The organism is Luteolibacter sp. Y139 (assembly GCF_038066715.1).
GTDB lineage: Bacteria > Verrucomicrobiota > Verrucomicrobiia > Verrucomicrobiales > Akkermansiaceae > Haloferula > Haloferula soli.
The window spans coordinates 219,507-232,916 of record NZ_JBBUKT010000009.1; the positions used below are offsets into that span (position 1 = coordinate 219,507).

A 13,410-nucleotide genomic window follows, 5' to 3' on the forward strand; every position below is an offset into this window, starting at 1 on the left:
CCGGCTTCAGCCGGACCGAACGAGGGGAAGAGCCTGCATTTCCAGCGTGTCCGGCTGAAGCCGGGACTACTTACACTTGAGGGCGGGCCGCTCCCGGACCACGAAAAAGGCCGGATGCCACGCGGACATCCGGCCTTGGAAGAGAAAAGCTAACGCAAGGATCAGTTGCGGTTGCTCATGAACATCCGGAGCACATACCAGAACAGGGTGGCGATGCTGGCGAAGAGCGAGAGCGCGGCGGCGACGTGCTGGCCGGGCGAGTAGTGATACATGATCGCGCTGGTATTGTAGAGGATACTACCGGCCATCAGCAGCACCATGGCCCCGCTGAACCAGATGCCGAGCGAGAAGCCCATGAAGATGGAGGCGACGATCAGGCCAAGCGCGATGAAGCAGCCGATCTTGATCATTCCCCCGAGGAAGGTGAAATCCTTCTTGGTGGTGAAGGCGATGGCAGTCAGGCCGAGCACCAGGAAGCCGGTGACCACGGTCGCCTGGCCGATCAGGGCGGCACCGTTCGAGCGCATGAGCGCGATGCCGATCAGCGGCAGGAAAATCACGGCTTCCGCCACGGTGTAGAGCGCCAGGCCGGCATACTGCATGCCCTTGGAAGCACCACCGTAGGCCCACTTGTTGGCGAGCCAGGAAACTCCCATAAAGGCGCCCATCACCATCAGCCACGAATACTTGCTGGTGCCGAGCAGGGAGACGGCGGCGTTTCCGAGTCCCGCCTGGATCATCAGGTATTCCACCAGGGCGAACAACCCGATGGCTCCCGCCACGTGAGTGTACGTCTTGCGCACGAAGTCGGTGCGCGTTTCCAGCGGCGCCTCCGCCACCGGACCGACAGCATAGGGATTGAAAGAGGAATTCATAACTTGAGGATGTATGGTCCCCGCCACCCCGCGAGGCAAGGTGTTTTCCGGGGCCGAGGATTCACGCGGTCACGCTACCGGCGAAGACCCGGAACCGTGGTGGGCGTAGGAAAGCGACCAGCGTTTGGTTCGATTCCACCGCGAAATCCACTGCCAGCGAGGAAGGAGCGGAGAGGGCGGCGACCAACGGCAGGCCACCGGCGAGCGCCTTCTGCATGATCTCGAAAGACACGCGTCCGGAGACCAATAGGAAACTTCGAGACAAATTCCACCCGGCTTCCAGCGCATGGCCGAGCACCTTGTCGACCGCATTGTGGCGGCCGATGTCTTCCCGGATCACCTGCGCCGTGCCATCCGCCGTGAAGATCCCGGCCGCATGCAGGCCGCCGGTGCGGGCAAAGACCGACTGGGCGGCCTCCAATTTCGCCGGGGCCGCAAGAAGGACCCCGCGGGAGATTTCAAACCGCTCCTGCAGGGGCGGACGCTGCGAAGTGACGGCCTCGATGGTCGCCTTCCCGCAGATGCCGCAGGAAGACGCGCTGAAGACATGGCGGGTCAGCTTCTTGAGGTCCACTTCCGCAGTGTCGGAGAGGAAGACCAGCGCATGGTTCTCGCGCGACTCCGTGTCGATCTTGCGGACATCATCTCGCGAGCGGATGACGCCTTCCGTGAGCAGGAAGCCCAGCGCGAGCTCCGCATCGTGACCGGGCGTGCGCATCGTGACCGCGACTGGGTGGCCATCGATCACGATCTGGAGCGGTTCCTCGATCACCACCTGATCGGGAACCTGCGCGCCATCGGCGTCGGTGGCCATCATCTGCTTGTCCATGCCACCTCTGCCTAGAGACGTGCCCGCGGTTCGGGAAGTCCTTTCGTGGTTCTTGAGCGCTGGCAGCACGAGCCCATAAGGAGTGTGGACGTTCCGTCCACACCGTGTCGACGGAACGTCGACACCCCTTATGGCTTTCGCTCCTTTGGTCGTTAGATGAGTCAGACCGGGAGCTCGAAGCCCTTGCGATAGCTGCCCTTCAAGAGAGCATTGGCCTTGTCGGCGTGATCGCCGGTGAATTTCTCACCGCTCATGGCCAGCGATGCGCCGAGGCGGATCTTCTGCTTCTCGAGGTCCACGCCATTCGCCGCGAGGTGGGCGGACATGCGCTCGATGGCCTCCGCCCCGGCAGCATTCGAGAAGGCGGCCTTCACATCGCCCGTCGATGCCGGCGTGCCGAGGTCCCACGAGATGTTCCCGATGTGAGCGAGCGCGGAGGAAAGGTGACCGCTCTCGGCAGAGCGCATGTGCTCCTGTTTCCCGGCGCGGATCGCATCGACCCATGTCTGGAAGTGCGAGCGGCCGCCTTGGAAGGCCTTCAGCTGCTTGCCTTGTGAATCAAAGATCTGGCACTTGCCGTCGTGACCGCCGGCGAGCCAGCCGCCTTCGTATTCGATCAGGTTGCCGACGGACTGGCCCTTGTAGTTGTCCATGCCGGACTTGTAATCGACGCCCGTCTTCGGGAGTCCGCGTACTTCGAAGAGGATCGGCACCGGATCGTAGCCGAGGAAGACCACCTGGGTATTGGCCACGTCACCGTCATCGTCATGGGCGAAGCGCCCGCCGCAGGACAGGACGGTCGGTGGGAGCTCCTTCGGATCGCCAATCGCCCAGCGGCAGACATCGAGCTGGTGTGGGCCTTGGTTGCCGAGGTCGCCATTGCCGTAGGGAGATTGCCAGTGCCAGTCGTAGTGGAACTTCTCGCGATGCGGCGGAGTGGTTTCGCGCGGGCCGCACCACAAGTCGTAGTTCACCTCGGCCGGTGGCTTCTGTGGGCCACTCACCTTGCCGATCGATGGGCGCGGCTTGTAGCAGAAGCCACGGGCGAGCTTGAGCTTGCCGATGTTGCCTGCGTTGACCCATGCGAAAGCCTCTTCCCACGAAGTCTCCGAGCGGCGCTGGAAGCCGTGTTGGATGATCTTGCCATACTTCGCCTGAGCGTCAGCGAGGACGCGGCCTTCCCAAACATTGTGGGACACCGGCTTCTCGACGTAGACGTGCTTGCCATTGGCCGCAGCGGTGACGGCGATCAGCGAGTGCAGGTGATTCGGCGTGGCGATGACCACGGCATCGATGTCCTTCGCCTCACAGACCTTACGATAGTCATCGTAGGTCGCGACCTTGATGCCTTGCTTCTCCAGCTTGTCCTTTGCGGCACCGAGCACCTTCGAGTCGACATCGCAGAGTGCCACGAGGCGGACGCCCTTGGTTTTCGTCGCGGAGTCGATGTGGCTCTGGCCCCGGCCATTGAAGCCGATCACGGCGACCCGCAGGTCGTCATTCGCGCCTTGGGCGCGGGCCAGCGGGGACAGCAGCGACCAGGTGCCGGCGAAGGCCGAGGTGTGGAGAAAGAAGCGGCGTTTCATGGGGTTTTGGAAAACTCGGTCCAGCGGTCGGCCAGCTTGGCGGATTCCAAGCTGCCTTGATGCAGGATCACGCCATAACGGAACGTCAGCGACTCGCCTTTCTTCAGAACGAGATCACCGAGGTGCTTCTCGTCCTTCTTGTTCTCGAACTCGTGGATGCCGAAGGGGTTCGCAGCGAGCAGGCCGTAGTCGCGGGCGTGCCACCAGGTCGGGAAACGGAGGTTGGACGGGTGGTCGAAGACCGCCACCACCGCCGGCTCGTCCTTTTCATCGGGGCCGGTGAAGGCCACCCACTTCGAGCGCTTGCCCCAGGCCTCGTCATCCGTGCGGCCTTCCGAGTCGGCGATGTGGCCCTTGGCGACCTTGCCCTTCAGGCGCAGCGTGCGGTCCACGCGGATCGCGAAGAAGCCTTCCTTGGTATCGCCGAAGGTCGCATCGTCATCGGCCGCGGTGAGCTTCGAGACCACGTTGATCATCGTGGTCTTGTCGTCGATCTTCTTGAAAGCGTAGCTGCGCTGCTCGGTGAGATGGGTCTTGCCACCGGCGGTCCAGGCGAGATCCACGCTGAAGGAGTTCTTTTCGATCTTCGGGGTGCTCTTGAGCACGATCTTCGGGTCCTGGCCGAACTGCCATGCCCAGAAGTCGTTGCCGTTGACGTTGCCATGGCTCAGCCAGAAGCCGCGATGGTGCGGGTGATCCCGCTCCTCCTCCTTGAAGGTGTCTTCCATCGGCCAGTGGCGGGTCAGCACCGCTCCGGAAGTCGAGCGCAGCGGGGCCATGTAGGGGACCCGGGAGTCGGTCGCGAAGGTGGTGAATGGCTTGCCATCCAGCTCGATGTTCACCGCCATCGGCTCGGTGGAGCCCTTGATCGAGAATCCTTCGTCGGCGAGTGCCGTGGTGGCCAAAAGAAGAGGCAAAAGCAGGAGCTTCATCCCGGCACGCTGGACAAGAACCGGTGCATGGGCGATGGAAAATTGCGGAATAACTCTATTGAGTAGGTCTCCCAAGGAAGCTTGATGTCGGAATTCGAACAGCTCGTTGATGCTCATTACGAAGCGCTCTACCGCTTCGCGATGTCGCTATCGAAGAACGCCGATACCGCGGCCGATTTGGTCCAGCAGACCTTCTGCATCTGGGCCCAGAAAGGCCACCAGCTCAAGGAGCGCGACAAGGCGAAGACGTGGCTTTTCACCACACTCCACCGCGAGTTCCTGGCCCTGGCGCGAAAGGCAAAGCGCTATTCCGACGAGGAGCTGACCGAGGCGGTGGCGGGCAAGATCTGCTCGGAAGAAGACGACACCGAGCGCACCATGGACGGCCAGCGCGCGCTCGAACTGCTGGGCGATCTCGATGAGACCTTCCGCGCTCCGCTTGCGCTTTTCTACCTGCAACAACACAGCTACAAGGAAATCGCCGAGATCCTCGACGTGCCGATCGGCACGGTGATGTCGCGCATTTCCCGGGCGAAGGAAATGCTCCGCCGTCGCATGACCGCGGAGCCTTCCAGTGCGCCCAAGAACATCCTGCAACTGCAACCGGAGGCCCTGAAATCGAACCATGGATAAGGAGGAAGCACGCTTCATTCTCCGCTGCTTCCGCCCCGATGGTGCGGATGCCGGGAATCCCGACTTCGCCGAGGCACTCGCTTGGGCGGCGAAGGATCGTGAACTCGGCGAATGGTTGGCCCGGGAGCGCGCCCGCGATGCGGATTTCGCCACCGCGCTGAACTCGGTGGGTATCCCGCCGGTGCTGCGCGAGGAGATCCTCGTCAGCCTCGCCATGGAGCGCGGCGATGCGGCGGTGTATCCGGACCGGTTCGACGTTTCGGTGATCGGGGCGATGGCGGACATCCGCCCGCCGTCCGCTCTTCGCGGCGAGATTCTCTCCGCCATGGAGCGTACCGCCGCCGAACCGGTGAGTCGTCGCCGCTGGTGGCATTTCGGCCTGTCCGCAGCGGCTGCGGCGGGAATCGCTCTGGCTTTCCTCGCCAGTCGTCCACATGAGGGGGCCGACGGCGTCGTGTCCAATCCGGCGGAGGAGACGTCGCTGGGGTCCAATGGCCCGGGAACTTCGGGAGGCGGAGTGATTCCGGTCGTCGCCAGCCTGCCGATCAGCCAGGTCGAGGAAGAGTTCATCAAGACCTTCGAGTCCCCGGGCTTCAAACTGGATCTGAATGATCCGGATCACCACGCGCTCTTCGATCATCTCCAAGCGGCCAAGCTGCCGTGCCCGAACCGCTGCCTGCCGAAGGGCCTCAAGGACATTCCCGGCCTCGGCTGCCGCGAGCTGGACATCGAGGGGAAGAAAGGCGCGCTCGTTTGCTTCAAGCAGGAGAACAACGTGGTTCACCTCGTGGTCTTCAAGCGCTGTGATGTCAGCTGCAAGCTGCCCAAGGAAGGCCAACCGGCCTATGGTAACCATGGCAAGTGGTCGGTCGCCCGCTGGAGTGATGAAGACTGGGTCTTTGTCCTGATGGGGGAGAAGGACGCTGATCGGAAGCAGGATGTCGATCGCAAGCGTTTGGAGGACATGTTCTGACGGGTGATCCGTCCTCAGACCGGAATCACGTCCACAGCGTGGGAGCCACGGGCCACCAGCGACGTGGGAAGGTTGGCATCGAAGGTCGCAAAGCGGATCCCGTATTTCAGCGCCAGGGCCACCAGATAAATGCCCGTGACTCGCTGCGGTGCCAAGCCGGCCAAGGAGGTGAACATGGGGTCGCTGAGCGACAGGTCGCAGGGCAGGAAATGGTGGCCGCGCCGGGCTCGATAGGCCCTCAGGTCCATCAGGGCTTTTTCCGGGGAGCCGGGGCCATGGGGATACGAGGGATGGCCGTAGATGCGGAGGAATCCGCTCTCGGTCAGCGGGCAGGTGGCCAGCCCCATGTCGGGCCGGGAGACCAGCCATCTCCGGGCTGCGACGTGGTGGACGTGACGCGGATCGGCCAAGGCGATCAGGACGGGGATGTCAGCCAGGCGGATCATGGCTCAGACGCCCTCCCGTTCGCGGAGCAGGTTCAGCAATTCCTCGGTGATCACGGTCGTGTCTCCCGGCATCCGGCGGAGGCGGGGCAAGCCGAGCTCATCGATCTCGAAGTGTGGCTCACCTGGATGCCGGGTTGCTGCGCGGGCGGGGTCCAAGCCTTTCTCCAAGGCTGCCACAACGATCTCACCCAGAGAGACTCCCTGCTCGGCGGCCCGGGCCTGAGCCTTGTGGTGCAGGGAATCCGGGAGATCGATCGAGGTCTTCATTCCGGGGAATACGGAAGAAAACTGCTCATTCAGATCATTTCATTTCACGAGGGCTTGGCACGTCAGAGGCTTTGGAAACGGCGGCGTGCAGAGAATTGCAGCTTGTTCTGCCTCTCCGGGACTGGTAATGCACGCAGCGCTCTGGATGGGGAATCCTTCCCGTGCCTCCCTAACACCCCCCGGTGCCATGAAATCAATCGCCTGCCGGAACGCCTTGGCTTTGGCCAGTGTGCTCTTGTTGTCCGTCGCTCACGCCGGGCCGGGCGCGGTTGTCGGCGATCCGGTGCCGGAGGTGAAGGTGACCGCCGTGCCGGAGCCATCGCCGCTGTTCCTGCTGGCCGGCGCGATGGCGGTGCTTTTCCTGCTGATGCGGAAGGGCGGACCGCGCTGATTACTTGGACTTAGCTTTCTTCGGTTTCGCCTTTTCCGGCGCTCCCTTCTTCGGTGCCGGCTTCTCTGGCACTGCTTTCTCCGGCTCGGTCTTTTCCGGTTCTGCGGTTTCTACCGCGCCATTCCGCTTCGCCACGGCGATCAGGGTCTGCTTCAGCAGGTCAGGCCAATCGAGGGTGTTCAGGCTCTTCACTTCACCCCACTCCGGGCTCAGGGTGAGCAGTTCCTTGAAGGCTTCGTCGGCACGGTCCGCGCGTCCGGTTTGTTCTGCGGCGCACAGGAGCATGGCGGTGGCCGTTTGCTTCTGTTCGTCCGGGAAGGGGATCTTGAAGCCGTGCTCGAGCATCACTCCGGCGTCCTCCGGATGAGAGGTGGTCAGGAGCAGCCAGGAGGCGTCCAAGGCAAAGCCAGCATCGGTGGGGAAGCGGTCCTTGCCGCGATTCAGCAGCTCCAGCGCCGCGGCGTCCTGCATGTCCTCCAGCACGCATCTGGCGGCGTAGAGGTAGTCGTTCGACGAGATCTCGCTCTTGTCGTTGTCGATGAGCTGGAGCCACCGCCCGTAGGCTGCGGTAAACTGGCCCTGCGCCATGAAAGAGCGGGCTTCGATCCGCAGGCAGTCCTGATGGGATGCGCCGGCGAGGCGGGCCCGGTCGACCATCTTGGTGATGAGTTCCGATGACTTGGCATCGTCAGCGAGGCCGAGGGCGCAGGTGACGAGCGCGTCTCGGACGCGCTTTGCGCCGAAGGTGGCGGTGGTCTCTTTCGCCAGCAGTTTTTCGCCGAGGGCTCGCAGGTCCTCGATGCTGGCTTCGGGCGCTGCCTTGAGGGTGGCGGCCATCTGCTCCAGCTCGTCGACGAATGCGTTGGTCTCTTGCCAGGACATGACGGCTTCCCAGCCGCCCCAGTCACTCGCCTCTTCCAGCTCGCCGAAGTCGGGCAACTCGCCGGGCCACAGCGCGAACACCTCGGCCTTCTTTCCCTCCGCCCACAAGACGCGCGCGCCGGCGTAGTCGCGGATCGCCAGTGGCAAGTCCTTGGCCAAGCGCAGGGCGATGGCGATGGAGGCGGGGTCGTTGGCGTGCAAGGCCGCGTGGAGGGCGGCGATGGCGGCGCGGCCCTGGCCGTCCACGGCGGTCATCGTGCGTTCCACCCGGCTGGCCAAGGGCCCCCCGGCAGGCGAGTCGACCCACGCGGCGTGCAGCCATGACGAGTCGAGCGCATCGAGCGATTTTTCCACCGCTGCTTGGCAGGTCGTGGCAAGGCGGGAGGCGATGAGGAAGTGGGCTTGCGGAAGCGTGAAGACGGTATCGTCCGGAATCTTGCCGGTAAGGAATTCGGCGGCCTTGGCGACCTCGCCGCGGAAGGCGAGCGCTTCGGCGTGATCGATGGCACTGGAAGGCGTGGGCGCGGCTTCCCACGCTGCCAAGGTGGCGGCGATGCGGGCATCCAGCAGGGCCACGGCAGCGGGGCGCTTGCCGAGCTCGTCGATCAGCTTGATCCGCCAGTTGCTCTGCTCGCCTTCGTCGAGCTCCTTGCGAAGCGCTTCGAGAGCGGTGGGCTCCAGCTTTGCCAGCGCCTCGAAGTCGAGGTCAGGGAAGTCCTCGCGGGTGGCCTTCTCGGTCAGGGCCGCGCCGGCATTGGCGGTGCGGAGGACGAGCCACGCGGCCTGCTTCAACTCGGCGGTTTCCGCCGGATCGCCGGCGATCCGGTGCAGGTGGCCGATATCGTCGTCCTGCGGCAAGGGGCCCTCGGTGTCCTTTTCTTGATCCGTCGTCGGTTCGGCGCGCAGCCACGTGAAGAATTGTTCGTCGGACTTTCCGATCAGGCCATGGATAAAGCCGCCGAACCACGGGTGATCCGTGCCAAGGTCTGAAGCCCAGCGGGCAATGCGCTGGTTTTCATCGCTGCCGAGCGTGAGCCGGTCCCAGACCGGCACCCATGCCGCCGGGGCGCTGCTGCGTGGCGCGAGCGTCGCCAGCCTGGCGATCAGATCCTTCGCGCCCGGCAGCAGCGACTCCGCAGTGCTGGCATCGATCGACTGCACCCGTTCGTGGCGGGTTTCCGCAGGGATCGCGGCAAGGGCGCGCGATCCATCGGCGAAGCGCATGCCGGCGAGACATTCGGAAAGTTCGCGCAAGGTGGCGAGCTGTGAGTCGTCCAGCCCGCCCGTGCGCGCGAGCGGCACAAACGCCTCGATCGCGCCAGTGAAGGAAAGCCCGGCGATGCCATCCTTTTCCGCGAAGCCCGGGGTCACGTTTTCCGAGGGCAAGACCAGGCCACTCACCAGCCGTCGGCCGGAGCTGAGCGACCAGACATCGAGCTGGCGGCCAGCGCGGTAGGCGAGCCACTCGCGCGCGGGGTCATCCGCCCAAGTGGAGACGGGAGTGCCATCGACCCAATTGGAGCCTTCCAAGGTGGCTCCTTGGGCGATGGGCAGGGTGAACACCGGTGAAAAATCACGCGCATCGAAGACCCGCACCGAATCCGCCGTCGCCACCGCCAGCAGTTCTCGGCCGGCGATGTAGTGCAGCGCATGGGCCGCCACCACCGGCAGCGTCGCCACATGATGGAAGCCGCTTTTCTCCACGTCCGCGATGGTCACCTCCATCGAGCCGAGCGCGGCCACGCGATGGCGGTCGCCGAGGAAGCTCACCGAACCAATCTCGGAGACCGGTTCCAGGTCCGTGAGGATTTCGCCGGTCGTCGCGTCCGACACCACCATGCCCGAGTAGGAATAGCCTCCCGAGCCCGCGCTGTAGCCCGCCTGAACGACGAAAGCGTTGTCGGCCGGTACCGCGACGTCACAGGTTTGCATCCAGCCGGAGTAGGTCTCGAGCGGTGTGATGTGATCGCCGTCCTTCGCCTTCAGCCGCCAATCGCGACCGCGGCTTTGGAGCGCGGATAGGCGATTTTCACTGACGGTTCTCCAGCCGCCTTCGCTTTCTTTCTCCGGGGTTTCCTTCGCGGCTGGAAGTCGATGGCCCAGCGGTTCCAGAAACTCGTGGACCGTCAGCATACCGGAGGCGGTGCCCACGGCCACGCGGCTGCCGGAAGTCGCCACGGATTCGATCTGGGATTCAGCCCGGATCGGCGTGCGAGCCGCATTGAGCGTGCTGCTTTCCAGCAGCGAGCCGGTGATCCGCAGCGGCGGCGCGGTCTTGTCGGGTTCGGCGAAGATTTTCTGCCAGAAAGGCGACTCCCAATTCGCCCACGGGAAGCGTTCCGCGAGGGCGGTGGGGGAGGCCCAGGTGTCTTCCGCCTTCAGGTAGCGGGAGCTGCTTTCGAGCTGCCCGTTTTCCTCGCGGAACTCGATGACTTCCAGATGGGATTCGTCGCGATTTTCCTGAGGGATGGCCGCAAGCAGCAGGCCGCCATCGGGGCTGAACACCGCGAAATCGAAGGGCGACTCGACCTTTGCATGGCGTGATTCGGCGTTCGGCTGGATGGGCACTTCGAGGAGGGCTCCATCCGCGGCGATTGCCCGCAGCCGGGTACCGTCGAGCTGGGCGGCGACGGGCGCGGCGGCGGTGGGCAGCAGCGGTTCGGACTCCCGCACGGTCTGGCCGCTGTTGGCAGCGATGATGCGCCAGACGTAGCTCGAGGCGGCAGGACTGCCGGGAGCCGGGTTGGCCGGATACGCGAGCAACGCCCCATTGGTCGACCACGCGAGGCACGTGGCAGGGATCGTGCGAGCTCTGGTGACCGGCAGGCGTGCGATCACCTTCATCGTCTCCGCGTCACAGAGGAAGGCGTCTTCGAGGAACTTGTAGGCGCGCTGGATGATCAGGTGCTTGCCGCCGGGTGCGACCGAGAGGGTCAGGGTTATCTCGCCCCAATGCGGGGCCAGCATCGAGGAGACCGAGAGTTTTGTCAGGTCCCAGCGCAGCGTGGTATTGAATCCCTCGCCGCTGGAGCTGGAGTCGGTGGCGGCGAAGAGCGTGTCGCGGTCGTTGCCGAAGGACAGCATGCGTACCGGCAGCGGATGCTTGATCGCGAGCTCGGGGAAATTCCACGCGGTGTGACGCAGGGTTTCTAACAGGAGTGCCTGGGCATCGAGGTTCTTCGGATCGCTTTCCAGCGAGGCGAGCAGGAAAGGCAGCGCTTCATCCGGAGAACCGGAGGCGACACGGGAGGCTCCCGAGTCGAAGTCGGCGGCGGCGAGCGAGCGCTTGGTTGCGGCCGTGGCGGTCTTGGCCTTGCCCTCGGCGATCTCGGCATCGTGCTGCTTGTTGCGGGCGATCACACCGAGGACACCGGCGGCCACGGCAAGCACGGCGAAGACGGCGGTGGCTCCTTGGAAGAGCCGCAGTTTCCGCCGGGCGCGCAGGCGCGAAAGCCGGACGAGCTCGTTTTCGTCCGAACTCAAGCGGAAGACGCCGCTGACGGCGACGCGCTCGGCTTCGGCGAGGCGGCCTTCTGTTAGGAAGAAGCGCGGGGAGCGATTGCCATCGGTCCACAGCCGGGTGGCGTCTTCCAGCCGCCGGCGGGCGAGCAGGAGGTCGCGGTGGTCCTCGATCCACTGCTTGAGCACCGGCCAGTGCGTGATCAGCGCCTCATGCGCGAGCGTGACCGTGGCGGTGTCGTGCTCGCTGCCGGTGACCAGCAGCTTGGCCTCGATGAAGGCATTGAGGAACGCGGGCGCGCCGGGATGAACTTCGCGGAGTTCCGCGAGCTTGGCGCGGCGGCGAGTGGCCGGCCCTTCGTTGGCGGCATCAAGCGTGACGAGTTCGCCGAAGATCTGCTTGGCAGCTTCGCGGCGGGTCTCAGCCGGCAGGGCGTCGTAGGTTTCCTGGGCACGACGGGCGATGGCTCCGGCGAGACCGCCGAGTTCATCATAGGCAGCCCACGCCAGTACATTCTCGCGGCGTCGCTGATAGAGCTCCTCCAAGGTGAACTCTAACAGAGGCAGCGCATCATGGGCATCCGCGGCGTCCTGATAGATCTGTTCGGAAAGATCGCGGCCGTTTTCCGGATGCCGCTCGAACTGCAATCCCGCGGCGAGTGCCGGGTAGCGGATGATCTGGTGCAGCTCCGGCAGGTCAGGCGGGCTGAGGATGTAGCCGCCACCGTGGCGCACGAGCTGGAACAGGTCGCGATGCTCCGGCACGCGCGGGAAGAACTCGCTGCGCATCGTGGCCACCACCCAGACGCGGCGCGACATCGCGAGGGCGGCGAGCACATGGAAATACGCGTCGCGCATCTCCGTCGTCACGTCGCTGGCGGTGAAGATTTCCTCAAGCTGGTCGATGAGGATCAGCAGGTGGGCCGGCTTGCCCGCCCGAACGCGATCCAGTCCTGCGACGATGGCGGCAACGGCGAAGATCAGGTCCTCCGGCTTGGCGAACATGCGCGCCAGCCGCGCCGAGTCCCACACTGGTTCGGCCGCTTTCGCGACCGGCTGCGGCTGCTTGCCCCGGCGGTTCTTCTTTGAAGCAGGGGCGGGCGGAGGAGTCGCTCCCTTCCCGGAAGAATCACGCAGCTTCCCGAGATCCGGCACGGCCTCGACGATGGCGCGGGCCAGGGTTTCGAGCGGCGGAGAATCGCCTTCCACAGGCAGCATGCAGGTGCCGCACCACTCGCCAACCTCTGGCAAGTAGCCATCGGCGGTAAGGCGTGGTGCGAGGCCGGCGCGCATCAGCGAGGACTTGCCGTAGCCCGAGCCGCCATAGATCAGCAGGAAGGCATGGCCCGCGGCGTGGTTCTCCTTCAGCTTCGCCAAGGCCTCGGCGATCGGACGATTGCGGCCGAAGAACAGTGGCGCGTCTTCAAAGTCGAAGGTGCCCAGTCCCTTGAACGGCGAGCCCTCCAAAGGCAGCGGCCGCACCGCATCCTCCGAAAGCCCGCTTTGCAGCCGGATGTGGCGCAGCAGCAGCTTCTCCAGGTGCTGCTCGAACAGCGCCATGAACTCGTCCACCGACTCATACGGCGAGAAGGCACGGCGGATGGTCTTGTCCTTGTTGAAGAAGAACCGCTCGCAAAAGGCATCCAGCTTCTTCTTCTGCTCCTTCTTCGCGCCCTCGTCCCCACCACCCGGCGGCTCGCTCATCCGGCGATAGACCAGGATGTCCGGCTTGGCCTTGGCGTCCTTTTTCGCCGCGCGTTCCTCGAAGGCGTCGGTGGCTTCCTCCAGCTCCCACTCGGTGCCGGAGTCGAAGCGCGTGCCGTCCTTGCGGTTGAATTGCGAGGGCAGAGGCGAGCCGAGGCGGGACCACAGGATGCAGACGAACAGGTCGCAATCCGACGGGCGGATCAGCTCCTCATTGAAATGCGCGGTCGCCCGCAGCGGCTCCTTTTCCCACAGCACCGGCTCCAGCCGGATGAAGTTCCAGTAGCGCGCCTGCAATCGCTCCACGATTCTCCCCACGGCTTGGCGTTCGTCGCGAACGTCGCCGGGGGAACTGACAAAGAGCGTGAGGGTCTGCATCCCGCGACGAGTTAAAACCGCCGCGGCCCGGATTTCTAACCGGGAAATTCAGAAA

General features: G+C 64.5%; 10 protein-coding genes. 3 read left to right on the plus strand and 7 right to left on the minus strand.

Annotated elements, in window-relative coordinates:
- Positions 1-161: 161 nt before the first annotated feature.
- The 4 genes from WKV53_RS20915 to WKV53_RS20930 all read right to left on the minus strand — a co-directional run bounded on the left by WKV53_RS20915 (position 162) and on the right by WKV53_RS20930 (position 4,222).
- A complete protein-coding gene (locus WKV53_RS20915; RefSeq protein ID WP_341406748.1) occupies positions 162-875 on the minus strand; it encodes a Bax inhibitor-1/YccA family protein in 714 nt (237 codons plus the stop codon).
- A 61-nt stretch (positions 876-936) separates the two neighbouring features.
- Positions 937-1,704, minus strand: a complete 768-nt coding sequence (gene fdhD, locus WKV53_RS20920; RefSeq protein ID WP_341406749.1) for a formate dehydrogenase accessory sulfurtransferase FdhD — start codon at positions 1,702-1,704, stop codon at positions 937-939.
- Positions 1,705-1,865: 161 nt separating this feature from the next.
- Positions 1,866-3,290, minus strand: coding sequence for a Gfo/Idh/MocA family protein (locus WKV53_RS20925; RefSeq protein ID WP_341406750.1), 1,425 nt, complete (start codon positions 3,288-3,290; stop codon positions 1,866-1,868).
- Positions 3,287-4,222 carry a DUF6807 domain-containing protein gene (locus tag WKV53_RS20930; RefSeq protein ID WP_341406751.1) on the minus strand — a complete coding sequence of 312 codons (936 nt, stop codon included), beginning with the start codon at positions 4,220-4,222 and terminating at the stop codon, positions 3,287-3,289. Before WKV53_RS20930 ends, WKV53_RS20925 begins: the two co-directional genes overlap by 4 nt.
- An 84-nt stretch (positions 4,223-4,306) precedes the next feature.
- On the opposite strand from WKV53_RS20930, the gene WKV53_RS20935 reads away from it, so the two are divergent.
- Both WKV53_RS20935 and WKV53_RS20940 read left to right on the plus strand, forming a co-directional pair.
- Positions 4,307-4,855 (plus strand): RNA polymerase sigma factor, encoded by a 549-nt coding sequence (locus WKV53_RS20935; RefSeq protein WP_341406752.1) that lies wholly within the window; start codon positions 4,307-4,309, stop codon positions 4,853-4,855.
- Entirely contained in the window at positions 4,848-5,828 is a 981-nt protein-coding gene (locus WKV53_RS20940; RefSeq protein WP_341406753.1) for a hypothetical protein, read from the plus strand. Before WKV53_RS20935 ends, WKV53_RS20940 begins: the two co-directional genes overlap by 8 nt.
- 14 nt (positions 5,829-5,842) lie before the next feature.
- On the opposite strand, the gene WKV53_RS20945 is transcribed toward WKV53_RS20940, so the two are convergent.
- Positions 5,843-6,274: a TA system VapC family ribonuclease toxin gene (locus WKV53_RS20945; RefSeq protein ID WP_341406754.1), complete on the minus strand. Its 432-nt coding sequence runs from the start codon at positions 6,272-6,274 to the stop codon at positions 5,843-5,845.
- Between the two features lie 3 nt (positions 6,275-6,277).
- Positions 6,278-6,541: a hypothetical protein gene (locus WKV53_RS20950; RefSeq protein WP_341406755.1), complete on the minus strand. Its 264-nt coding sequence runs from the start codon at positions 6,539-6,541 to the stop codon at positions 6,278-6,280.
- 187 nt (positions 6,542-6,728) lie between these two features.
- Between WKV53_RS20950 and WKV53_RS20955 the strand changes: the two genes are divergently transcribed.
- The gene (locus WKV53_RS20955; protein ID WP_341406756.1) at positions 6,729-6,932 is read left to right on the plus strand and encodes a PEP-CTERM sorting domain-containing protein; all 204 of its coding nucleotides are present in this window, start codon (positions 6,729-6,731) and stop codon (positions 6,930-6,932) included.
- On the opposite strand, the gene WKV53_RS20960 is transcribed toward WKV53_RS20955, so the two are convergent.
- Positions 6,933-13,355, minus strand: a complete 6,423-nt coding sequence (locus WKV53_RS20960) for an nSTAND1 domain-containing NTPase (RefSeq protein ID WP_341406757.1) — start codon at positions 13,353-13,355, stop codon at positions 6,933-6,935. It abuts the gene before it with no gap.
- Between the last annotated feature and the right edge of the window lie 55 nt (positions 13,356-13,410).